The organism is Methylobacterium oryzihabitans (genome assembly GCF_004004555.2).
GTDB lineage: Bacteria > Pseudomonadota > Alphaproteobacteria > Rhizobiales > Beijerinckiaceae > Methylobacterium > Methylobacterium oryzihabitans.
Genome location: NZ_SACP01000018.1, coordinates 96,036 through 118,985, shown reverse-complemented (window position 1 = coordinate 118,985; position 22,950 = coordinate 96,036). Strand labels below are relative to the sequence as shown.

Sequence of the window (22,950 nt, the reverse complement as noted above, 5' to 3'; positions counted from 1 at the left end):
CTCCGCCGAAGCCCGCCGCGCCGCCGCGGGTGGCCGCGGTCGAGCCGCAGGCCACCTCCGCCGCGCCGGCTCCGGCCGCGCAGCCGGCGGTCGGCGGCTTCTCGGTCCAGCTCTCCGTCCGCGCGACCGAGAGCGAGGCCCGCGCCGCCTTCAAGCAGGCCCAGGAGCGCTACGCCGCCGAACTCGGCGGTCAGCAGCCGCTGATCCGTCAGGCCGAGGTCAACGGCAAGTCGATCTACCGCGTCCGCGTCGGGCCGATGGCGAAGGAGAACGCCACCAGCCTGTGCAACAAGCTCCAGGCTGCCGGCGGCCAGTGCTTCGTCGCCAAGAACTGAACCCAAGAACTGAACCGACGCCGGACCGGCCGGGTGTGGCGCGGGGTGGACAGCCCCGGACCGGCCGATCGGCTAGTCCTGACGTGCGGCGCCGAATCGGCGTCCCCGACCCGATGCGGATTCGAGCCTGACTGCCGCCCGCGACCCGGCCGGCCCCCCGTTCCTCCAGCCCGTGACGAGACCTGCCGTCGATGACGAGCCTTGCCCTGATCCTCGGCTGTGCCGGTCCGACCCTCGGTCGCGAGGAGGCCGCCTTCTTCCGCGACGCTCGGCCGTGGGGCTTCATCCTGTTCAAGCGCAACATCGAGACGCCCGAGCAGGTGCGGGCCCTCACGGCGGCCCTGCGCGAGACCGTCGGGCGCGACGACGCGCCGGTCCTCATCGACCAGGAGGGCGGCCGGGTGCAGCGGATGGGGCCGCCGCACTGGCGCGCCTACCCGTCCGGCCGCAGCTACCTGCGGGCCGGCGGCCCCGAGAACGCGCCGGCCCTCGCCCGGCTCGGCGCCCGGCTGATGGCGCACGACCTCGCGTCGGTCGGCATCAACGTCGATTGCGCCCCGGTGCTCGACGTGCCGGTGCCCGGCGCCCACGACGTGATCGGCGAGCGCGCCTACGGCACCGATCCCGACACCGTGGCGCGCATCGGCCGCGCCGTCGCCGAGGGGCTGATGGAGGGCGGCGTGCTGCCGGTGGTCAAGCACATGCCCGGCCACGGCCGCGCCGGCGCCGACAGCCACCACGCCCTGCCGGTGGTGACGGCCGACCGCGCCGGCCTCGACGCCCACGATTTCCGGCCGTTCCGGGCGCTCGCCGACCTGCCGCTGGCGATGTCGGCCCACGTCGTGTTCACGGCGATCGATCCCGACAACCCGGCGACGACCTCCGCCCGGGTGATCGCCGAGGTGGTGCGCGGGCATATCGGCTACGACGGCCTGCTGATGACCGACGACCTGTCGATGCGTGCGCTCTCGGGCGATTTCCGCTCGCGCACGGAGGCGGCGTTCCGCGCCGGCTGCGACGTCGGCCTGCACTGCAACGGCGACCGCACCGAGATGGAAGGCGTCGTCGCGGCGGCCCCCGTGCTCGCCGGCGAGGCCCTGCGCCGGGCCGACGCCGCCCTCGCGCGTCTCGCCCCCGCCTCCGGCTTCGACGCGGCGGAGGCCCGCGCCCGCCTGGATGCCGGCCTCGCCGCGGCCGCCTGAGCCCGGGAGACGGTTCCGGCGGGGACATTGCCTGTACGGCTTGCGGCGGGGCGGGCAATGGCCCCGAGATGCGGCGCTGATCTCCCGCTCCCGACACGAACGTGGCCGTCCGGCGGAAGCTACAGGGCGCGTCTCCCGAGGGAGACGCGCTTGACTGCTATGAGGAATTGTCCCCGGACAGCCGCGCGGTCGGGGGCGGGATCTACTCCGCCCGCGCCTTCTCGCGTCGCTTCTCCATCGTCCGCACCGAGATCACCGACGCCTCGTAGAGGAGGATCATCGGCACCGCCAGGGAGAGCTGGCTGATGACGTCCGGGGGCGTCAGGATCGCGGCGGCGACGAAGACCAGCACGATCGCGTAGCGGCGCTTCTCGGCCAGGAACTTCGAGTCGATGACCCCGATCTGCCCGAGCAGCGTCAGGATCACCGGCAACTGGAACGCGATCCCGAACGCGAAGATCAGCGTCATGATGAGCGACAGGTACTCGTCGACCTTCGGCAGCAGCTCGATCGTGGCCTCGCCGGGCTGGCCGATCTGCTGCAGGCTGACCGAGAACCGGATCAGCAGCGGCATGGCGAGGAAGAACACCACCAGCGCGCCGAGCACGAAGAAGACCGGCGTGGCGACGAGGTAGGGCAGGAAGGCCCGGCGCTCGTTGCGGTACAGGCCCGGCGCCACGAAGGCGTAGACCTGGGTCGCGACGATCGGGAACGACAGGAACGCCGCCCCGAACACGCTGAGCTTGATGTTGGTGAACACCTGCTCGAGGAAGTGCGTCGCGATCAGCCGCGCCTTCTCGGGCCCGACCACCGCTACGTAGGGGTAGACCAGCACGTTGTAGATGTGCGGGGCGAAGAAGAAGCAGACGAAGAACACCACCGCGAAGGCGAGGAGCGACTTGATGAGCCGCGACCGCAGCTCGATCAGGTGGTCGATCAGCGGCGCGCGCGAGGCCTCGATCTCCGCGTCGTCGGCCTCGGTGGTCATGGCGTCTCGCCTGTCGTGGTCTGGGCGGGGGCGGCGGCCCGGGCGGCGGCGCGCAGGCGCGCGGTCGCGGCCGCGAGGGTGTCGGCGCTGGGCTTGACGGGTTCCGCGGCGGGTTCCGCGGCCGGCGCCAGCGTCTCGGCCGCGGCCTCGGGAATGCCGGGCGCGGGCACGGGATCGACCGCCGGCAGCGCCGGAGGGGGCGGGTCGTAGGAGGGCGAGGCGCTGATGCCGTCCACCGCGCCCTTGAGTTCGTTGCGGATGGTCTGGACCGGATTGAAGCCCGACATCCCCGACGAGACGGTGCGGTTGATCTCGCCGACCTCCCGGCGGACCTCGTCGAGTTCGGCCTCGCGCATCGCCTCGTTGAACTGGGCGTGGAACTCGCCGGCCATCCGCTTCAGCTTGGACGTGACCTGCCCGACGGTCCGCAGGGCTTTCGGCAGGTCCTTCGGGCCGATGACGACCAGCGCGACGCCGCCGATCAGCATCAACTCGCCCCAACTCATATCGAACATGGCGTGACGGCCCTGCCCCTTCGGCGGCCGCGCGCGATGGCGCGCCGCAGCAGGCTCTCTAAACCCGACCGGCCGGGGCGGTCACCCATCCGCGCCGGAGAAAGCGCGATTTCCTCAGGCGGATCGCTCGAAGCGGGGCGGCCGCGTTCAGCCGACCTTGCGGTCGACCGGCGTCGCGGCCGGGACCGGCTCGGTGTGCGGCGGCAGGGTGCGGACCGGCTCGTTGGCGGAGACCGGGGGCGCCGGCGGCGGGGCGGCGGCCGGGGTCTGCTCGTCGTCGGCCATGCCCTTCTTGAACGCCTTGATGCCCTTGGCGACGTCGCCCATCAGGTCGGAAACCTTGCCGCGGCCGAACAGCAGCATGACGATCACGCCGACGACGACCCAGTGCCAGATGCTCGTGCCACCCATGGCTCTCTCCTGCGCCGCGCGAAGACTGAGACGGGCGCGGCGAGTCCCTCTAAGTCGCCGGAACCTAAGGATGACGGAGGGCGAACACAAGCGCCTCGCGGCGTCGCACGGGCAGGAACGCCCGGCGGCGACGGGCCCGGTGCCGGGCCGCCACGGCGGCCGGTTCCTCGACCGGACGCTGCCGTCGTGGTCCGGCTGACGGAGGTCAATTACAATAAGTAAAAACTGGATCGGAATGGACATTCATCGCCGCGATGATTGACACGACGGGCCGTCCGGCTTTAGCCGGGGTGTCCTTCCGGCGTCGTGCAGACTTGCTCTCCTCGTTCGTGCGGGCCGACATCTCATCGGATCGCTCCGGCTCGGAACCGCCCGGACCGATCTTCGCACACGAGATCCTTGGCGGGAGCGGGCGTGACCTTGCGCGAGATCAAGACGCGGCTGCGCGCCGTGCTGTTCCAGGTCCACTGGTTCGTCGGCCTCGTCGCCGGCCTCGTCCTGGTGGCGATGGCGCTGACCGGCGCCGCGATGAGCTTCGAGGACGAGATCCTGCGCGCGCTCAATCCCGGGATCGTGACCGTCGAGGCGGCGGGCCGCACCGCCCTGACGCCCGACGGGCTGGTCGCCCGCCTCGCCGAGGCACGGCCGGGGGCGCGGGTGACCGCCGTCACCGTGCCGGGCACCAGCGGCGAGTCGGCCCAGGTGCGGCTGGCGCCCGAGCCCGGCCGGCCCGGGCGCGGCGAGACCCTGCGCCTCGACCCCTATGACGGCCGCATCCTCGGCGAGGCCCGCGGCGAGGCGGCGTTCGCGCTCGTCCTGCGCCTGCACCGCTGGCTGGCGCTGCCGGGCGGCCCCGACGGTCCGGGCCGGCAGATCACCGGCGCGGCGGCGTTCGGGCTGATCGTCCTGAGCCTGTCGGGGCTCTACCTGCGCTGGCCGGCTTCGCGGGCGCGCGACTGGCGGGTCTGGCTGAAGCCCGCCCTCGGCCGCCGCGGCCGGCCTCTCTACTGGTCGCTGCACGCGGTCGTCGGCACCTGGGTGCTGGTGCTCTACCTCGTCATGGCGCTGACCGGCCTGTGGTGGTCCTACGGCTGGTACCGCGCCGGGGCGACGATGCTGCTCACCGGCCGTGCCCCGGCGGCGGAGGCGCGGCCCCCGCGCGACGAGGCCGGCCGCGCCGGGCCCGTCCCGGCCCTCGATCCGGCCTTCGCGGCCTTCCGGGCCGCCGCCGGCCCCTACGCCTGGGCGAGCGTGAGCGTGCCGCGCAACCCCGCCGGCACGGTCCGCATCCGCTCGCTCGCCGCCGACGCCCCCCATCCCCGCGCCCGCGACGAGTGGCGGATCCGGCCCGACGGGCGGATCGAGGGCAGGACCCTCTACGCCGCCGAACCCCTCGGCGAGCGCCTCGTCACCGCGATGCTCGACCTGCACCAGGGCCGCTGGTTCGGCATGGCCGGCACCGTCGCGTTCCTGCTCGCCGCCCTGGCGATGCCGCTCTTCGCGGTCACCGGGCTGCTCCTGTATCTCGGCCGGCGCCGCAGCCGGCGGCGGATTGCGCGGGCGCCGGCGGTTCCGGCCGCGGCGTCGCGGTGACGGCGACCGCCGCCCGGGCGGCGCGGCCGAACAGCAGCGTCGCGGCGGCGACGCCGCCGAGCTGGAGCGCGCAGCCGGCGGCCTCGGCGGCGCTCGGCCAGCGCGCCTCGAACAGGAAGCCGTAGACGAGGCCGAACACCGTCTCGGCGACGATGAGCTGGGCCGCCAGCGCCAGGGGCAGCCGGCGGGCGGCGACCATCCAGCTCCAGGTCGCGAACCACGACCCGACCACCCCCATCAGCAGCGCCCAGGCGGCGAAGACCTGCCACTCGCGCTCCGACACCGGCGCGCCGTCGCCGAGCGAGACCAGCGGCAGCAGCGGCAGGCAGCCGAGCGCGGCGCCGAGGCCCTGGATCCCGGTCCAGCGCAGCCCGTCCGGCGCGTCGGGCGCCCGCATCACCGCCGCATTCACGAGGCCGTACGCGATCCAGATCACCAGGGCGAGCCCGGCGAAGGCGGTGCCGAGCCACACCGCCTCCCGGTTCTCCGGCGGCGCCTGGGCGAGCGCCGCGGCATCGACCAGGGCGACGCCGGCCGCGATGGCGGCGAGCGGCAGCGCCAGCCGGCGCCAGGGCAGGGCGCGTTCGCGCAGGTTGGCGATCACCGGCAGCACCACCGGCATCGTCCCGATGACGACCGGCGGGATCGCGGCCCCCGCCGACCGCACCGCGAAGGCGGCGGCGACGAAGTAGGCGACGTAGCCGATCCAGCCGAGCAGCAGCCCGGTGACGAGGCGGCGCGGGCCGAGCCCCCGGGGCCGCAGGCGCGGATGCAGCATCAGCCCGGCCGACACCACCCCGAAGACGAGGTAGCGCGCCACCGTCAGGTCCCAGGTCGTGAACGGCGCCACCGCCCGCGGCGCCACGAAGGTCAGCCCCCACAGCGCGCAGGTGACGAGGCCGGCGGCGATGCCGAGGATCATGACGGATCTCCGAGGCCCGGGCGGTGCCGGGCGTGTGGGGGGGACGATCGGCTCCATCCGACGACGCGGCTTCGCGCGGTTCACGGCCGATCGCCTCGCGGTGCGATAGAGCGATTCCGGGACGGCGTCGCGGCTCGACGTGACGGGCCCGGGGTTCCTTTCCCGTCCGCGTCCACACGCCCGGGAAACGGACGGGACGGCAGCGGGGGAGGCCGGCTTCCGCGGCGCGAAGAGCGCGACCGGGAGCCCTGCCGGTCGGATTCCTTCCGAGTGTGACCCGGGCGCCGATTGCCGATCCGGCACCGCGGCGGCCATAACTTCGACATCGGGGGGGCGCAGGGCGGGGACGGGCGCGCGGCGGGGGCGGCGGCGCGTTCGAGCCCGGAAGCGCATGTCAGGTGGTCACGCCAGTGCTGGAAGCGGTCGAGACCTCGATCCCCGCGGAACCCTCTCCCACGGGACCGGCCGGTGACGCGCGCCGGTCGCGGGCGCATCGCCGTGCGCGCCGGCACAGCGTCCAGGTGCGCTGGCTGCGCCGGGCGATCCCGCTGGCCGCCGGCCTCTCGGCGCTCGCCATCGCGGCCGCGGCGTGGCTCAACCCGTTCGCCGATCTCGGCGTCTCGGTCAGCCTCGGCTCGATCGGGGTGTCGGGCTCGAAGGTGACGATGGAGAGCCCGCGCCTGTCCGGCTACCGCTCCAAGGACAACCGCCCCTACGAGGTGACCGCCCGCGCCGCGCTCCAGGACGTGCGCAAGCCGTTCATCATCGAACTCGAGAGCATGCGCGGCCGCCTCATCACCGACGCCAGCGGGGGGCTGGCCCATATCGAGGCCGCCGCCGGGGTGTTCGACACCCAGAAGGAGGCGCTGGAGCTGAACCGCAGCATCCGCCTGTGGACCGACAAGGGCCAGGAGGCGCGGCTGACCTCGGCCCATGTCGACTTCAAGTCCGGCAGCATGACTTCCGCCGAGCCGGTCACCGTGACCATGCCGACCGGCTCGATCCGCTCCGACACCATCGCGGTCGCCGAGAACGGCAAGACGATCTCGTTCGTCGGCAACGTCAAGGCGGTGTTCACCAGCCAGCCCGAGCCCGAGGCGCCCGTGACCCTGCGCACCTCGTCGGCCGAGATCCGGGACGACCGTCCGTGAGACCTCTCCTCCGCCCCGCGCTCGCCGCGATCCTGCTGCTCACCGTGCCGGCGCTCGCCGCCAACGGCGAGACCGCGCCGCCGGCCGCCAAGGAGCGCAATTCCGGCTTCGGCGCCTTCGGCAAGGGCACCGGCAAGGAGCCGATCAAGATCGACGCCGACCGCCTCGACGTGTTCGACCGCGAGAACCGGGCGGTGTTCGCCGGCAACGTCGTGGCGGTGCAGGGCGACAGCACGATTCGCTGCTCCAGCATGACCGTGCACTACCAGCGCAAGCAGGACGGCAAGGGCGGCGACAAGGCGGCCGATCCCAAGCCTGCGGAGACGAAGCCCGCGGAGACGAAGCCCGGCGACCCGACCGACGGCAGCGCGATCAGGCAGGTCGTGTGCGCCGGGCCGGTGACGGTGGTGTCGAAGGATCAGGTCGCGACCGGCGACAACGCGGTGTTCGACCGGGTCGCCAACCGCGTCGTGCTGACCGGCAACGTCGTGCTGAGCCAGTGCCAGAACGTCACCCGCGGCAGCCGCCTCGTCTACGACATCACCACCGGCCGGGCGAACATGGACCCGGTGGCGGGCGGGCGCGTCTCGGCGATGTTCGTGCCGGGCGGCAAGGACGAGAAGAAGCCCGAGGGCAAGCAGGCGGGCTGCCCGCAGCCGGCCCAGCCGGTCGCCGGCGCCAAGGCGGCGCCCAGGCCGAGGGCGCAGGCGAACTGAGATCCTGGCCCCGGCGTCACACCGGCCGGGTTCCGCACCGATGAGGCCGGTCCGCGCCTGTTGATCGCCGGAATTCGGTGGCACAAGAGGTTGACAGGGGCCGCCCGGCCTCGCCACATCCCGGGTACCATGAGCGATCCCGCCAACCAGAATACCGCCGGCGTTTCCGCCAAGCCCCCGCGGGAGAGCAAGCCCCCGCTTGAGATCCTGCTCTGCGCGCCGCGCGGCTTCTGTGCCGGCGTCGTGCGGGCGATCGACGTGGTGGAGCGCGCCCTCGCGATCTACGGGCCGCCGGTCTACGTCCGGCACGAAATCGTCCACAACAAGTACGTGGTCGAGGGCCTGAAGCGCAAAGGCGCGGTCTTCGTCGCCGAACTCGACGAGGTCCCGGACGGCAAGGCCCCGGTGATCTTCTCGGCCCACGGCGTCGCCAAGACGGTGCCGCAGACCGCCGAGGCGCGCCGCCTCATCACCATCGACGCGACCTGCCCGCTGGTGACCAAGGTCCACCGCGAGGCCGAGATCCACCACAAGCGCGGCCGCCACGTCCTGCTGGTCGGCCATTCCGGCCACCCGGAGGTGGTCGGGACCATGGGGCAACTGCCCCCGGGCTCGATCACCCTGGTCGAGGACATCGACCAGATCGAGGCGCTGACCGTCGACAACAGCCAGAACCTCGCCTGGGTGACCCAGACCACCCTGTCGGTCGACGACACCCGCCACATCGTCGAGGCGCTGAAGGCGAAGTTCCCGGCGATCGTCGGTCCCCACAAGGACGACATCTGCTACGCCACCACCAACCGCCAGGAGGCGGTGAAGCAGATCGCGCCGCTCGTCGACGCGCTGATCGTCGTCGGTTCCTCCAACTCCTCGAACTCGCAGCGCCTGCGCGAGGTCGCCGAGCGGGTCGGCTGCCCGATCACCCGCCTGCTCAACCGCGCCGAGGAGATCGACTGGGCCGCCTTCGAGGGCATCCGCCGCCTCGGCCTCACCGCCGGCGCCTCGGCGCCCGAGGTGCTGGTCGAGGAGATCATCGACGCCTTCGCGGCCCGGTTCGAGGTCACGGTCGACACCGTCTCGACCACGACCGAGGACATGGTCTTCCCGCTGCCGCGCGAGCTGCGCAGCGAAGCGGCGGAGTAGTCCGCCCGCGTCACGGCCCGGCCGTCCGAGGCGTCGCCCCATTCCGGGGCGACGCCTTTTTCGCGTCCTCTCACCCCAGCCTTAGACGGAAATCCCGGCCGTGGCGGTCTACACCGAAGTTCCCGACGAGGCGCTCGCCGCCTTCCTGGCCGCCTACGACATCGGCGACCTGCTGTCCTACAAGGGCATCGCCGAGGGGGTCGAGAACACCAACTTCTTCCTGCACACCACCGCCGGCTCCTACATCCTGACGCTGTACGAGAAGCGGGTCGCCGAGGGCGACCTGCCGTTCTTCCTCGGGCTGATGGAGCATCTCGCGGCGAACGGCCTTGCCTGCCCGCAGCCGATCCGCAACCGGGCCGGGGAGGCGCTGGGCCGCCTGTGCGGCCGCCCGGCGGTGATCGTGACCTTCCTCGACGGCGTCTCGGTGCGCCGGCCGGCGACGCGCCATTGCCGGGCGCTCGGCGCGGCGCTGGCCGGGCTGCACGCCGCCGGGGCCGGTTTCGGGATCCGCCGGCCGAACGCCCTCTCGGTCGCGGCGTGGCGGCCGCTCTTCGCCCAGGCCGAGGCGCAGGCCGACACCGTGGCGCCGGGCCTCGCCGCCCGCACCCGCGCCGACCTCGCGGTCCTCGAAGCCGGCTGGCCCCAGGACCTGCCGGGCGGGGTCATCCACGCCGACCTGTTCACCGACAACGTGTTCTTCATCGGCGACGCGGTCTCGGGCCTGATCGACTTCTACTTCGCCTGCAACGACGCCTTCGCGTACGACCTCGCGATCTGCCTCAACGCGTGGTGCTTCGAGGGCGACGGGTCGTTCAACCGCACCAAGGGGCAGGCGATGATCGCCGCCTACCAGGGGGTGCGGCCGCTGGAGCCGGCCGAGGTCGCCGCACTGCCGCTGCTGTGCCGGGGCGCCGCCCTGCGCTTCATGCTGACGCGGCTGGTCGACTGGCTCAACGTGCCCCCCGGCGCCCTGGTGAAGCCGAAGGACCCGCTCGAATACGACCGCAAGCTCGCCTTCCACCGCCGCGTCGCCGACGCCGCCGAGTACGGCTGGGCGTCGGCGGGCTGAGCGCCGGTCAGCGCCGCTCCAGCAGCGTCACGACGAGCGCCGCGGTCGCGAACAGGCCGCCGACGAGGCAGAGCGCCGGCCAGCCGGCCGCCGCGAAGGTGCGGGTGCCGACCGACGCCCCGACCGCGCCGCCGACGAAGATGAGGGTGAAGAACACCGTGTTGATGCGGCCCCGCGCGCCGGCCGCGAGGGCGTAGACCCGGGTCTGGTTGGCGATCAGCGCCGCGTTGATGCCGATGTCGATCAGCAGCACGCCGACCACCAGCGCGACGAGCGAGGTGCCGCCGAACAGGCCGAACACCGCGAAGGCCGCGATCGTGAGCAGCGCCCCGCCGACCACCACCGGGCGCGGGCTGCGGCTGTCGGCGAAGCGGCCGGCGAGGGGGGCGACCAGGGCGCCGGCGGCGCCGACGAGGCCGAACAGGCCGGCCCCGGCCGGGTCGAGCCCGAAGGGCGGCCCCTGCACCAGCAGCGCGAGGCTGGTCCAGAAGGCGTTGAACGCGGCGAAGAGCAGCGCCTGCGACAGCGCCGCGCGCAGCAGCGCCGGGTGGGTCCGCACCAGCTCCAGGACGGAGCGCATCAGCGCGCCGTAGCCGAGATGGCGGGCCGAGGGCGTGTGCGGCAGGGTCAGGGCGGCCATCAGCGCCAGCAGCAGCGACAGCCCGGCCGCGGCCCAGAACACCGCCCGCCAGCCGAAGCCGGCGCCGACGAACCCGCTCGCCGTGCGGGCGAGCAGGATGCCAAGCAGGAGCCCGGTCATCACCTGCCCGACCATCCGGCCGCGGCTGGCATCCGGCGCCAGCTCGGCCGCGAACGGCACCGCCTGCTGCGCCGCCGTCGACAGCACCCCGATCACGAAGCTCGCGCCGACCAGCACCGTGACGTCCGGCGCCAGGGCGGCGACGACCAGGACCAGGGCCAGGGCGACGAGCTGGCCGACGATCAGCCCCCGGCGGGGATACTTGTCGCCGATCGGAACCAGCCCGAGGATGCCGAGCCCGTAGCCGGCGAGCGTCGCGGTCGGCACCAGCACGGCGGCGGCGTGGCCGAGATCCTGCTCCAGCAGCCCGAGCAGGGGCTGGTTGTAGTAGATGTTGGCGACGGCGCCGCCGGCGATCAGGCTCAGGCTGATGCGGGTCGCGGCGGTGAGCGCGGGGACGCGGCCGGCCGTGACGGGCGGGGCGGGCGAGGCGGTCATGACGGGTGGCGGCTCCGGACGGATCCCGCACAAGGTAGGGATCCGCTGCACCGCAGCAGCCGTCGCGCCCGCGGGGCCGCCCTGTCCTGCGGACATGGCGCGGCCGGTCCGCCGGTGCCCGGATCGGGCCGCACGGGCGCCGCTCCGGGCCACGACTTGAATCGGATGCCGTCGATCCCGAAATGATGGGGACGGACGGAGTTCACGGCGCCGCTCGATCAAGTCGGCATCTTGATCAGGGATGGTCGCCGCTCTCACTGTCGTCGCCGCGAGGAACGAAACCCTGCGGCAGAATGGTCACCGCGGCAAGCGGGGCCCTATGCAACGAGGAGGAGTGTGGATGTCGCATTACCGCGTGCTGTTCGCCAAGCAGATCCTCGGCGTGCCGTTCACCATCGGCGCCGTGGAGATCACCCGCGCCCGCGATTCCGAGCGCGCGCTGCGGGCCGCGACCCTGCGCTTCGCCCGCCAGCACGGCGTCGAGGACTGGCGCGAGCGCGCCGACCGGGCCGACGTGACCGAGACCGAACCGGCAGCGGCGTGAGGCCGGCGGGTCCGGCCGGCGGCTCAGGCCGCCGACCCGCCCGCGAGCCGCGTCCGGGCGCGGCCGACGCCCCAGGCCAGCGCCGCCGCGACGGCCGGCCAGGTGAACAGCAGCACCGCCGCCGGCAGCGGCAGGTGCCAGGCGATCAGCGCCCCGACGCAGCCGGCGACCGAGCCGAGGATCGGGACGTAGAACACCGGGATCGCGATGAGGACGGCGAGCGCCACCGGCATGCCGGTGAGATGCACAAGGCCGGCCTGCACCGCCGCGAGGTTGGTCAGCCCCATGGCCAGGAACACCAGGAAGGCGAGGATCGGCATCGGTCGGGTCCCGTGACGAGGAGCGGCCATCCAAGCACCGGCGGCCGCGGGAAGTGTGGCGGAGCGCCGGCGGCGCATGGTTTTCCGCGCCGGTGTGGCGTGCAGACCACGCTTCAGCCGATCGGCCCCGGCAGCGCCTGCTCGGCCTCGATGGTCAGCCGGGCCTCGTGGCGTCGCACGAACAGCCACAGGGCGATGCCGCCGAACACCACGATCGCCAGCATGGCGAGGCCGACCGGCCCGGCGATGTGCTCGATCGAGCGGCCGCAGAAATAGGCGCCGAAGCCCATCAGCGACGCCCAGGCGATCCCGCCGGCGGCGTTGAACAGGAAGAAGCGGCGGGCGTCGAACTGGTTCACCCCGGCCAGCAGCGCGGCGTAGGCCCGCAGCATCGCGGTGAAGCGGCCGAAGAACACGATCTTCCCGCCGTGCCGGCGGAAGAGGTACTGGCCGAGCTTGAGCCGGCGGTGGTCGAGGGCGATGGCCTTGCCGTACTTGAGCAGCAGCGGCATGCCCCAGCGCCGCCCGACCCAGTAGCCGAGATTGTCGCCGAGGATCGCCGCCGCCGCCGCCGAGGCGACCACGAGCCAGATGCTGATGCTGCCGGTGCTGCCGGCATAGACCGCCGCGGTGATGAGAGCGGTCTCGCCCGGCATCGGCACGCCGGCGCTCTCGAGGGTGATGACGAAGAAGATCGCCCAGTATCCGTAATGCGCGATCAGGTCGGCGACCGGCAGGTCGTGAAGGAAGGACATCGGGTCCTCGTCGGCAGGTCCGGGGGCGATGAGCCGCCGCCGGGCCGGGTGTGGCGAAAGGGAACGGGCCCGGCGCCCGAAAAATCCGGCGCGGACGGGATGACGGGGTGGCCCGAGATCGTGGCTGTTCCAGGGCGCCGGCGGCCGGGTGGCGTTCAGCAATCTTGTCGCAACGTGCCGGCCGTACTGGTGACGTATTACCCTGGCGGATGGCCGGACGGGGCGCAGAGGGCTTCGATCCCGCCGGTGCGGTGGCGGCCCGGAGGCCGGGACCACCTCGCCGGCGCGGGTCTCGGAAACGCGAATGAACGAGTTGTCTCCCATCCGGACCGACGATGCCCAGGCGGAAGGGCGGTCGCGGCGCGGCAGGAGCTGGATCGTCTGGCTCCTGGTCCTGGCGCTGCTCGGCGGCGCCGGGTACTGGGGCTATCGCACGTACTGGCAGCCCGGCGCGCGGCCGCAGGCCGGGCCGGGACAGGCCGCCGGCCGCGCCGGCGGCCGGCGCGGCGGCATGGAGGGTCCCCAGGCGGTCGGCGTCGCCGCGGTGACGACCGGCGACATGCCGGTGACGTTCGCGGGCCTCGGCACGGTGACGCCGCTCGCCACCGTCACCATGCGCTCCCAGGTCAGCGGCTACCTCACGGCGGTCGAGTTCCGCGAGGGGCAGGCGGTCCGGCGCGGCGACGTGCTGGCGCAGATCGACGTGCGTCCCTACGAGGCGCTGCTGGCGCAGTACCAGGGCCAGCTCCAGCGCGATCAGGCCCTGCTCCAGAACGCCCGCCTCGACCTCGCCCGCTACCAGACCCTCAACCGGCAGGACTCGATCTCGAAGCAGAACGTCGACACCCAGGCCGCCACGGTGAAGCAGTACGAGGGCATCGTCGCCTCCGATCAGGCCCAGATCGACCAGCAGAAGCTCAACATCCAGTACGGCCGCATCGTCTCGCCGGTCGACGGCCGCGTCGGCCTGCGCAAGGTCGATCTCGGCAACTACATCTCGGCCGGCACGACCGATATCGTGGTGGTGACGCAGACCAAGCCGATGTCGGTGCTGTTCATCCTGCCGGAGGACCGGGTGCAGCGGGTGCAGGCGCGCCTGCGCGGCGGCGCGAGGCTGCCGGTGCGGATCTTCGACCGCAGCGACACGACCGAACTCACCACCGGCACCCTCGACACGATCGACAACCAGATCGACCCCACCACCGGCACGTTCCGGCTGCGCGCGCTGTTCCCCAACGACGACGAGCGGCTGTTCCCCAACCAGTTCGTCAACGTCCGGCTCCTCGTCGACACGATCCGCGACGCCACCCTGGTCCCGGCGGCGGCGATCCTGCGCGGCACGCCCGGCACCTACGTCTATCTCCTGGGAGCCGACGGCAAGGTCGCGGTCCGGCCGGTCGCCATCGGCGAGACCGACGGCCTGCGCACCGTCGTGACCTCCGGGCTGGCGCTCGGCGACAGGGTGGTGGTCGACGGCACCGACCGCCTGCGCGACGGCGCCGAGGTCCGGGTCGTCGGCGAGGGCGAGGCCGCCGGGGACGGCAAGGCACGGCGCCGGCCGGCCGAATCGGCGGCCGAGGCCGCCCCCACCCCGACCGCCCCGGCCGGCGAGGCGCCGCCGGAGGCCGGCCGCCACCAGGGACGGCGCCGGCCGGCCGCCCCGTGAACCCGTCGCGCCTGTTCATCCTGCGCCCGGTCGCCACGTCGCTGCTGATGCTGGCGATCCTGCTGACCGGGATCCTGTCCTACTTCAACCTGCCGCTTTCGGCGCTGCCCTCGGTCGACTACCCGACGATCCAGGTCCAGACCTTCTATCCGGGGGCGAGCCCCGAGGTGATGACCTCGGCGGTGACGGCGCCGCTGGAGCGGCAGTTCGGTCAGCTCGCCAACCTCAACCAGATGTCGTCCCAGTCCTCGGCCGGGGCGTCGGTCATCACGCTGCAGTTCAACCTCGACCTGCCGCTCGACATCGCGACCCAGGAGGTCCAGGCGGCGATCAACGCCGCCGGCAACCTGCTGCCGAGCGACCTGCCGGCGCCGCCGGTCTACGCCAAGGTCAACCCGGCCGACGCCCCGATCCTGACGCTGGCCCTGACCTCGAAGACCATGGCGCTGACGCAGGTCCGCGACCTCGCCGAGAGCCGGCTCGCCCAGAAGATCAGTCAGGTCGCCGGGGTCGGCCTCGTCACCATGGCGGGCGGCCAGCGCCCGGCGGTGCGGGTGCGCTTCAACACCCGGGCGCTCGCCGCCTACGGCCTCAACATCGACGACCTGCGCACCACGATCGCCAACCTCAACGTCAACACGCCGAAGGGCTCGATCGACGGGCCGACGCAATCCTACACCATCAACGCCAACGACCAGATCCGCGACCCGGCCGCCTATCGCGACGCGATCGTCGCCTACCGCAACGGCAACCCGGTGCGGATGTCCGACGTCGCCGAGGTGGCGGACGGGCCGGAGAACGTCTGGCTCGGCGCCTGGAGCGACACGACTCCCGCGGTGATCGTCAACATCCAGCGCCAGCCCGGCGCCAACGTCATCGCGGTGGTGGACCGGATCAAGGCGCTGCTGCCGCAGATCCAGGCCACCCTGCCGGCGGCGGTCCAGGTCACCCCGCTCACCGACCGCACGGTGACGATCCGCGCCTCGGTCCACGACGTGCAGGTCGAGCTGCTGCTCGCCATCGCCCTCGTGGTGCTGGTGATCTTCCTGTTCCTGCGCTCGCTGCCCGCCACCCTGATCCCGAGCCTGTCGGTGCCGCTCTCGCTGGTCGGCGCGCTGCCGGTGATGGATGCCTGGGGCTTCTCCCTCGACAACCTGTCGCTGATGGCGCTCACCATCGCGACCGGCTTCGTGGTCGACGACGCCATCGTGGTGATCGAGAACATCGCCCGCCACGTCGAGGAGGGCGAGAGCCCGCTCGAAGCGGCGCTGAAGGGCTCGCGCGAGATCGGCTTCACCATCATCTCGCTCACCGTGTCGCTGCTCGCGGTGCTGATCCCGCTGCTGTTCATGGGCGAGGTCGTCGGCCGGCTGTTCCACGAATTCGCCATCACCCTCGCCGCCACCATCGTGATCTCGGCGGTGGTGTCGCTGACGCTGGTGCCGATGCTGTGCGCGCGCCTGCTGCGCCACCAGCCGCCGCAGGCGCGCGCCCGCGGCCGCCTCGGCGCCGCCGCCGGCCGGATGATGGAATCCGGCCTCGCCGTCTACGGCCGCACCCTGCGCCTCGTCCTCGACCACCAGGGCTCCACCCTGCTGGTCGCCCTCGCGACCGTGGTCCTGACCGTCACGCTCTACGTCGTGATCCCGAAGGGCTTCTTCCCGATCCAGGACACCGGCCTGATCCAGGGCGTCACCCAGGCCGACCAGACCGTCTCCTACGGCGCGATGGCCGAGCGCCAGGGGCGGCTGGCGGAGGAGATCCTGAAGGATCCCGACGTCGCCGGCCTGTCGTCGTTCATCGGCATCGACGGCCAGAACGTCACGCTCAATTCCGGCCGCTTCCTCATCAGCCTCAGGCCGCGCGAGGAGCGCCGCGAGAGCGCCGGCGCGATCATCCGCCGGCTCGCCGAGCGCACCCGGGGCATGGCCGGCATCACCCTCTACATGCAGCCGGTGCAGGACCTCACCATCGACACCGCGGTGAGCGCGACCCAGTACCAGTTCACCCTGGAGAACCCCGACCTCGCCGCCTTCGACACCTGGGTGCCGCGCTTCGTCGACCGCCTGCGCGACCTGCCCGAACTCGCCGACGTGGCGAGCGACCTGCAGGCGGACGGCCTGTCGGCCTACGTCACCATCGACCGGGCGACGGCGGGCCGCTACGGCATCACCCCGGCGACGATCGACAACGCGCTCTACGACGCCTTCGGCCAGCGCATCGTCTCGACGATCTTCACCCAGTCGAACCAGTATCGGGTCATCATGGAGGCCGATCCCGACCTCCACCGCACCCTCGAGTCCCTCGGCCAGATCTACCTGCCGTCGGCCACCGCCGCCAACGGGCAGGTGCCGCTCTCGGCGATCGCCACGATCGGCGAGCGCCGTTCGCCGCTGCTCATCAGCCATCTCGGCCAGTTCCCCGCCACCACGATCTCGTTCAACCTCGCCCCCGGCGCCTCGCTGGGGCAGGCGGTGGCGGCGATCCGGGCGGCGGAGCGGAGCCTCGGCCTGCCCGAGAGCTTCGCCCTGCGCTTCCAGGGCTCGGCGCTGGCGTTCCAGGCCTCGCTCAACAACACCCTGTTCCTGGTGCTGGCCGCGATCGTGACGGTCTACATCGTGCTCGGCGTGCTCTACGAGAGCTTCGTCCACCCGGTGACGATCCTCTCGACCCTGCCCTCGGCCGGAATCGGGGCGCTCGCCGGCCTGATGCTGTTCGGGCACGACCTCGACATCATCGGCATCATCGCGATCGTGCTGCTCATCGGCATCGTCAAGAAGAACGCGATCATGATGATCGACTTCGCGCTCCAGGCCGAGCGCGAGCAGGGGGCCGACCCGCGCGACGCGATCACCGAGGCGTGCATCCTGCGCTTCCGGCCGATCCTGATGACGACCTTCGCGGCGCTGTTCGCCGCGGTTCCGCTGATCCTCGGCACCGGCACCGGCTCGGAGCTGCGCCAGCCCCTCGGCATCGCCATCGCGGGCGGGCTGATCGTGAGCCAAGTCCTGACGCTCTACACGACGCCGGTGATCTACCTCGCCTTCGACCGGCTCGCGCGGCGCCTGTCCGGGCGCCGGGGCGGGGGCCTGCGGCGGGGCGAGGTGGTGCCGTGAGGGGCGGTGACGGGCTTTTCGGCCTCCCCTTTTCCCGGACGACTGGAGCGATAGCGGAAGGAGATCCGGGATCCAGCACAGGAAGTGCCGCGAAGCGGCTCACCAGCGGCAACGTTGCAGAGAAGCGGACGCTTCGCGACTTGTCGTGCTGGATCCCGGATCTCCTTCCACTGCGTTCCAGTCGTCCGGGAAAGGGGGCGGCAAGCCTGACGCCGGCATGGGCTAGTCTCCCCTCGCCACCGGACGCCCCCCGGTGAACCTCTCGGCCCCCTTCATCCTGCGCCCGATCGCGACGACGCTGCTCACCCTCGGGGTGGTGCTCGCCGGGCTGTTCGCCTTCGTGAAGCTGCCGGTGGCGCCGCTGCCGCAGGTCGACTTCCCGACCATCCTGGTCCAGGCCCAGATGGCCGGAGCGAGCCCGGAGACGATGGCGAGCACCGTCGCGGCGCCCCTGGAACGGCGTCTTGGCCAGATCGCCGACGTCGACCAGATGACCTCGACGAGTTCGGTCGGGTCGACCCGGATCGTGCTCCAGTTCGGGCTCGACCGGAACATCGACGGCGCCGCCCGCGACGTGCAGGCGGCGATCAACGCCGCGCGGGCCGAGCTGCCGACGGCGCTGCGCCAGAACCCGACCTACCGCAAGTTCAACCCCGCCGACTCGCCGGTGCTGATCGTCGGCCTGACCTCGAACACCCTGAGCCCCGGCACGCTCTACGATTCCGCCGCCACCGTGCTGCAGCAGAAGCTGTCGCAGCTCGAGGGCATCGGCAACGTCGACATCGGCGGCGCCTCGCTGCCGGCGGTGCGGGTCGAGCTCGATCCGTGGGCGCTGTTCAACTACGGCATCGGCCTGGAGGGCATCCGGGCGGCGCTGGCCAGCGCCAACGCCAACTCGCCGAAAGGGGCGATCGAGGTCGGGCCGCGCCGCTACCAGCTCTACGCCAACGACCAGGGCCGGGTGGCGGCGGATTACCGCGACATCGTCGTCGCCTACCGCAACGGCGCCGCGGTGCGCCTCTCCGACGTGGCGCAGGTGGTCGACGGGGTCGAGGACCGGCGCAACCTCGGCCTCGTCAACGGCAAGCCCGGGGTGATGCTGCTGGTCTACAAGCAGCCCGGCGGCAACGTGGTCGAGACCGTCGACGCCCTCAAGGCGGCGCTGCCGCAGCTCAAGGCGGCGCTGCCCGGCGACGTCGAGCTCGTCGTCGCCGGCGACCGCAGCGTCACGATCCGGGCCTCCCTGGCGGAGGCCGAGCGGACCCTGGTGATCTCGGTCGGCCTCGTGATCCTGGTGGTGTTCGTGTTCCTGCGCTCGCCGCGGGCGACCCTGATCCCGGCGGTGGCGGTGCCGGTCTCGCTCATCGGCACCTTCGCGGTGATGTATCTGTGCGGCTACAGCCTCGACAACCTGTCGCTGATGGCCCTGATCGTCGCCGCCGGCTTCGTCGTCGACGACGCCATCGTGGTGCTGGAGAACGTCCAGCGGCACATCGAGGAGGGGCGCGGCCGGGTCGAGGCCGCCCTGCTCGGCGCCCGCGAGGTCGGCTTCACCGTGCTGTCGATGAGCCTGTCGCTGGTCGCGGTGTTCCTGCCGATCCTGCTGATGGGCGGCCTGATCGGCCGCCTGTTCCAGGAATTCGCCGTCGTGCTGTCGCTGGCGATCCTGATCTCCCTCGTCGTGTCGCTGACCACGACCCCGATGATGTGCGCCCGCCTGCTGGTGGCCGAGGAGCATCGCGGCCGGCCCGGGCGGCTCGCCCGCCTGCTGGAAGCGGGATTTTCCGCGCTGCTCGCCTTCTACCGGCGCACGCTGGGCTGGTCGCTGCGCCACGGCCCGCTGGTGATGCTGGTCCTGCTCGGCACGGTAGCGCTCAACGTCTGGCTCTACGTCATCGTGCCGAAGGGCTTCTTCCCGCAGCAGGATACCGGCCAGATGATCGGCGGCGTCCAGGCCGACCAGCGCATCTCGTTCCAGGCGATGAGCGTGAAGCTGCGCGAGGCCACCGCGATCGTGCGGGCCGACCCGGCGGTGGAAAGCGTCGTCGGCTTCACCGGCGGGCGGGGCACCAACTCGGCCAACGTCTTCGTCGGCCTCAAGCCGCGGGGCGAGCGCGACCCGATCGGCGCCGTCATGGCGCGGCTGCGGCCGAAGCTCGCCGGCATCCCGGGCGCCCGGCTGTTCCTGTTCCCGCGCCAGGACCTCAGCGTCGGCGGCCGCCAGAGCTTCGCCCAGTTCCAGTACTCGCTCCAGGGCGACAGCGCGGCGGACCTCTACGAGTGGACGCCGAAGCTCCTGGAGGCGATGCGCGCCGACCCGACCTTCGCCGACGTGAATTCCGACCAGCAGCAGGGCGGCCTCGAGACCCTGCTGGTGATCGACCGGCCGACCGCCTACCGCTACGGCCTGACCCCGGACACGATCGACAACACCCTCTACGACGCCTTCGGCCAGCGCGCGGTCTCGACGATCTACAACCCGCTCAATCAGTACCGGGTGGTGATGGAGATCGCCCCGCGCTACCTCGGCAATCCCGAGACGCTCAAGCTGATCTACGTCTCGACCTCGGGCGCGCGGGCGCGGGGCTCAGCGGTCACCAACGCGGTGGCGGGCACCGTCGAGGGGGCGGCGGCCGACCCGACCGCGGCTGCGGTCGCCACCGATTCGGCCCGCAACGCAGCCGGCAACGCCATCGCGGGCGGGCGCTCCGGCGCCTCGTCGAGCGCGCCGGTGAGCAGCGCCAAGGAGACGATGGTGCCGCTCACCGCCTTCGCCCGGTTCGAGACCGGCAACACCCCGGTCCAGGTCAGCCACCAGGGCCTGTTCGTCGCCACCACGCTGTCGTTCAACCTGCCCCCCGGAAAATCGCTCAGCGACGCCACCGCGGCGATCGACCGGCACATGCGCGCCCTGCGGATCCCGGCGACGATCCACGGCGAGTTCGCCGGCGCGGCGCGCAGCTTCCAGGCCTCGGCCTCGCGCCAGCCGCTGCTCATCCTGGCCGCCCTGCTCGCCGTCTACGCGGTGCTCGGCATCCTGTACGAGAGCGTCGTCCACCCCGTCACGATCCTCTCGACCCTGCCGTCCGCCGGCATCGGCGCCGTGCTCGCCCTGATGCTCGCGGGCGAGGAATTCGGCGTCATCGCGCTGATCGCGGTCTTCCTGCTCATCGGCATCGTCAAGAAGAACGCGATCATGATGATCGACTTCGCGCTCCACGCGGAGCGCAGCCGCGGCCTGTCCCCGCGCGAGGCGATCACCGAGGCCTGCCTCTTGCGCTTCCGCCCGATCCTGATGACAACCCTGGCGGCGCTGCTCGGGGCGCTGCCGCTGATCCTCGAGACCGGCGAGGGCTCCGAGCTGCGCCGTCCGCTCGGCATCGCCATCGTCGGCGGCCTCACGGTGAGCCAAGTCCTGACCCTCTACACGACCCCGGTGGTCTACCTCTACCTCGACCGGTTCCGGCTCTGGGCCAGGCGCCGCCGCCCCTCCGGTCCGCTCCCGGCCGGCGAATGACGGTCCGCGCGCTCCTCCGCACGGCCGCCGGCGGCCTGCTGCCGCTCGTCCTCGGCGGCTGCCTCGTCGGGCCGGACTACGCGCGCCCCTCGGTCGAGACGCCGCTCGCCTTCAAGGAGGGCGGTGCGCCGGCGGGCGATCCCGGCGGCCCCCGCGGTCCGGGCCGCAACTGGCGACCGGCCCGGCCGAGCGACGGCGCCGACCGCGGCGACTGGTGGCGGGTCTTCCGCGACGGCCAGCTCGACCGGCTCGCCCGGCTGATCGACGTCGACAACCAGAACCTGCGCGCCGCCGTCGCCTCCTACCGCCAGTCGCGGGCCCTGGTGCAGGAGGCCCGCGCCCAACTGTTTCCCACCGTGCTCGGCGCACCCTCGATCACCCGTGCCCGCACCCTCGGGATCGAGCGCACGACGGTGAATCTCCAGGGCACCGCGAACTGGGAGCTCGACCTGTTCGGCCGCATCCGGCGCCAGATCGAGAGCGACGTCGCGGCGGCGCAGGCCAGCGCCGCCGACCTCGCGGCGGTGCGCCTCGCCAACCAGGGCGAGCTGGCCACCGCCTATTTCCAGCTCCGCTACCAGGATTCGCTCCAGGGCCTGCTCGACCGCACGGTCGAGGCCTACCGGCGCTCGCTCGCCATCGTGGAGAACCAGTACGCCGCCGGCGTCGCGGCGCGCTCCGACGTCATCACGGCCCAGACCCAGCTCCAGACCACCCAGGCCCAGGCGATCGCGGTTGGGCTCCAGCGGGCGAACCTCGAACACGCCATCGCGACGCTGATCGGCCGGCCGCCCTCGGAACTGTCGCTGTCGCGCCGGGACCTCGCGACGCGCCCGCCCGCGGTGCCGGTGCGCCTGCCCTCCGACCTCCTGGAGCGCCGGCCCGACATCGCGGTGGCCGAGCGCAACGTCCAGGCGCAGAGCGAGCAGATCGGCGTCGCCGTGGCGGCGTTCTACCCCACGGTGACGCTGTCGGCCTCGGGCGGCGTCTCGGGCGGCACCGGGCGGGCGCTGTTCTCCGCCGCCAGCACGGTGTGGTCGGTGACCGGCGCGGCGAGCCAGGCGCTGTTCGACGGTGGCGCCCGGTCGGCGGTGCTCCAGGCGGCGCGGGCGGCCTACGACGTCACGGTGGCGAACTACCGCCAGACCGTGCTGACCGCGTTCCAGGAGGTCGAGAACGGGCTGGCCGGCCAGCGCATCCTGGCGAAGCAGGCGGCGGCGCAGGAGATCGCGGTGCTGTCGTCGCGCCGGGCCGTCGAGATCGCCCTCAACGAGTACCGGGCCGGCACCCAGAACTACACCACGGTCGTGACCGCGCAGGCGATCGAGCTGAACAACGAGGTGACGGCGCTGCAGATCCTGCTCAACCGCTACACCAACGCGGTGGCGCTGATCCGGGCGCTGGGCGGCGGCTGGGACGCCGCCGGCCTGCCGTCCGGCGACGAGCTCAAGCGGTTCGAGACCCTGCCGATCGACGACGGGCAGTCGCCGCGCGTCGACGAGTGATACGGTTTTCGGACGATCAGGTCCGACAACCGTATCACCGGCCTGCGCAGCGCATGAGCGAAGCCGAAATCCGCATCGCGAATGCGATCCGCCAGGATCGCCGAGCGATCAATCGGATTTCGTATGATGCGATTTCCGGGCGATCAGTCAGAAATCGTAGGATCCGATTTTCGGAACCGATCGTCCGGCAACGGCATCACGCGGGCGCTTTAAGCAGGGTCCGATCACGGTGCCGTCGGCCCCTGCTCTGGTTCATCGATGCTGCCGCATTCTCGACCGCG

The 22,950-nt window shown here is 72.4% G+C and carries 20 protein-coding genes; 13 read left to right on the top strand and 7 right to left on the bottom strand.

Translation table 11 applies throughout. From position 1 onward, the window contains the following. Positions 1-335: SPOR domain-containing protein (locus tag EOE48_RS18355; RefSeq protein WP_148239789.1), on the top strand; the 335-nt coding region annotated here is incomplete at its 5' end. A 191-nt stretch (positions 336-526) separates the two neighbouring features. Further along, on the top strand, positions 527-1,537 hold the full coding sequence (gene nagZ / locus EOE48_RS18350) for a beta-N-acetylhexosaminidase (RefSeq protein WP_127731777.1): 1,011 nt from the start codon (positions 527-529) through the stop codon (positions 1,535-1,537). Between the two features lie 202 nt (positions 1,538-1,739). Here nagZ and tatC read toward each other — a convergent pair whose 3' ends face one another. From tatC to EOE48_RS18335, 3 genes are all read right to left on the bottom strand, one after another. Continuing rightward, complete coding sequence (gene tatC / locus EOE48_RS18345; protein ID WP_127731775.1) at positions 1,740-2,525, bottom strand: twin-arginine translocase subunit TatC; 786 nt, start codon at positions 2,523-2,525, stop codon at positions 1,740-1,742. Then, complete coding sequence (tatB, locus tag EOE48_RS18340; RefSeq protein WP_127731773.1) at positions 2,522-3,040, bottom strand: Sec-independent protein translocase protein TatB; 519 nt, start codon at positions 3,038-3,040, stop codon at positions 2,522-2,524. The genes tatC and tatB overlap by 4 nt, the downstream gene beginning before the upstream one ends. Before the next feature lie 147 nt (positions 3,041-3,187). Then, complete coding sequence (locus tag EOE48_RS18335) at positions 3,188-3,451, bottom strand: twin-arginine translocase TatA/TatE family subunit (RefSeq protein ID WP_127731771.1); 264 nt, start codon at positions 3,449-3,451, stop codon at positions 3,188-3,190. 70 nt (positions 3,452-3,521) lie between these two features. Between EOE48_RS18335 and EOE48_RS30275 the strand changes: the two genes are divergently transcribed. Together EOE48_RS30275 and EOE48_RS18330 are read left to right on the top strand one after the other, a co-directional pair. Next, on the top strand, positions 3,522-3,650 hold the full coding sequence (locus EOE48_RS30275) for a hypothetical protein (RefSeq protein ID WP_281292784.1): 129 nt from the start codon (positions 3,522-3,524) through the stop codon (positions 3,648-3,650). Positions 3,651-3,865: 215 nt separating this feature from the next. Beyond that, complete coding sequence (locus tag EOE48_RS18330; RefSeq protein WP_187371464.1) at positions 3,866-5,044, top strand: PepSY-associated TM helix domain-containing protein; 1,179 nt, start codon at positions 3,866-3,868, stop codon at positions 5,042-5,044. Here the strand turns inward: EOE48_RS18330 and EOE48_RS18325 are convergent. Beyond that, entirely contained in the window at positions 4,956-5,966 is a 1,011-nt protein-coding gene (locus tag EOE48_RS18325; RefSeq protein ID WP_187371463.1) for a DMT family transporter, read from the bottom strand. The genes EOE48_RS18330 and EOE48_RS18325 overlap by 89 nt on opposite strands. A 413-nt stretch (positions 5,967-6,379) precedes the next feature. On the opposite strand from EOE48_RS18325, the gene lptC reads away from it, so the two are divergent. The 4 genes from lptC to EOE48_RS18305 all read left to right on the top strand — a co-directional run bounded on the left by lptC (position 6,380) and on the right by EOE48_RS18305 (position 10,048). Next, a complete protein-coding gene (gene lptC / locus EOE48_RS18320) occupies positions 6,380-7,117 on the top strand; it encodes an LPS export ABC transporter periplasmic protein LptC (protein WP_425463674.1) in 738 nt (245 codons plus the stop codon). Continuing rightward, a complete protein-coding gene (locus EOE48_RS18315) occupies positions 7,114-7,833 on the top strand; it encodes an LptA/OstA family protein (RefSeq protein WP_127731767.1) in 720 nt (239 codons plus the stop codon). Before lptC ends, EOE48_RS18315 begins: the two co-directional genes overlap by 4 nt. Before the next feature lie 129 nt (positions 7,834-7,962). Continuing rightward, positions 7,963-8,976, top strand: a complete 1,014-nt coding sequence (gene ispH, locus EOE48_RS18310; RefSeq protein WP_127731765.1) for a 4-hydroxy-3-methylbut-2-enyl diphosphate reductase — start codon at positions 7,963-7,965, stop codon at positions 8,974-8,976. A gap of 100 nt (positions 8,977-9,076) precedes the next feature. Continuing rightward, the gene (locus EOE48_RS18305) at positions 9,077-10,048 is read left to right on the top strand and encodes a homoserine kinase (RefSeq protein ID WP_127731763.1); all 972 of its coding nucleotides are present in this window, start codon (positions 9,077-9,079) and stop codon (positions 10,046-10,048) included. A gap of 7 nt (positions 10,049-10,055) precedes the next feature. On the opposite strand, the gene EOE48_RS18300 is transcribed toward EOE48_RS18305, so the two are convergent. After that, on the bottom strand, positions 10,056-11,246 hold the full coding sequence (locus EOE48_RS18300; RefSeq protein ID WP_127731761.1) for an MFS transporter: 1,191 nt from the start codon (positions 11,244-11,246) through the stop codon (positions 10,056-10,058). Between the two features lie 340 nt (positions 11,247-11,586). Here EOE48_RS18300 and EOE48_RS18295 point away from each other — a divergent pair, with 340 nt between their 5' ends. After that, positions 11,587-11,790, top strand: coding sequence for a hypothetical protein (locus EOE48_RS18295; protein ID WP_127731759.1), 204 nt, complete (start codon positions 11,587-11,589; stop codon positions 11,788-11,790). Positions 11,791-11,813: 23 nt separating this feature from the next. Here EOE48_RS18295 and EOE48_RS18290 read toward each other — a convergent pair whose 3' ends face one another. Both EOE48_RS18290 and EOE48_RS18285 read right to left on the bottom strand, forming a co-directional pair. Beyond that, positions 11,814-12,110 carry a hypothetical protein gene (locus tag EOE48_RS18290; RefSeq protein ID WP_127731757.1) on the bottom strand — a complete coding sequence of 99 codons (297 nt, stop codon included), beginning with the start codon at positions 12,108-12,110 and terminating at the stop codon, positions 11,814-11,816. A gap of 113 nt (positions 12,111-12,223) precedes the next feature. Continuing rightward, the gene (locus tag EOE48_RS18285) at positions 12,224-12,865 is read right to left on the bottom strand and encodes a DedA family protein (protein WP_127731755.1); all 642 of its coding nucleotides are present in this window, start codon (positions 12,863-12,865) and stop codon (positions 12,224-12,226) included. 304 nt (positions 12,866-13,169) lie between these two features. On the opposite strand from EOE48_RS18285, the gene EOE48_RS18280 reads away from it, so the two are divergent. The 4 genes from EOE48_RS18280 to EOE48_RS18265 all read left to right on the top strand — a co-directional run bounded on the left by EOE48_RS18280 (position 13,170) and on the right by EOE48_RS18265 (position 22,669). Continuing rightward, positions 13,170-14,531: an MdtA/MuxA family multidrug efflux RND transporter periplasmic adaptor subunit gene (locus tag EOE48_RS18280; protein ID WP_127731753.1), complete on the top strand. Its 1,362-nt coding sequence runs from the start codon at positions 13,170-13,172 to the stop codon at positions 14,529-14,531. Beyond that, positions 14,528-17,647: an MdtB/MuxB family multidrug efflux RND transporter permease subunit gene (locus tag EOE48_RS18275; protein WP_127731751.1), complete on the top strand. Its 3,120-nt coding sequence runs from the start codon at positions 14,528-14,530 to the stop codon at positions 17,645-17,647. The genes EOE48_RS18280 and EOE48_RS18275 overlap by 4 nt, the downstream gene beginning before the upstream one ends. A 253-nt stretch (positions 17,648-17,900) precedes the next feature. Then, a complete protein-coding gene (locus EOE48_RS18270) occupies positions 17,901-21,164 on the top strand; it encodes an efflux RND transporter permease subunit (RefSeq protein WP_127731749.1) in 3,264 nt (1,087 codons plus the stop codon). Then, positions 21,161-22,669, top strand: a complete 1,509-nt coding sequence (locus EOE48_RS18265) for an efflux transporter outer membrane subunit (protein WP_127731747.1) — start codon at positions 21,161-21,163, stop codon at positions 22,667-22,669. The genes EOE48_RS18270 and EOE48_RS18265 overlap by 4 nt, the downstream gene beginning before the upstream one ends. The last annotated feature ends 281 nt before the right edge of the window (positions 22,670-22,950 follow it).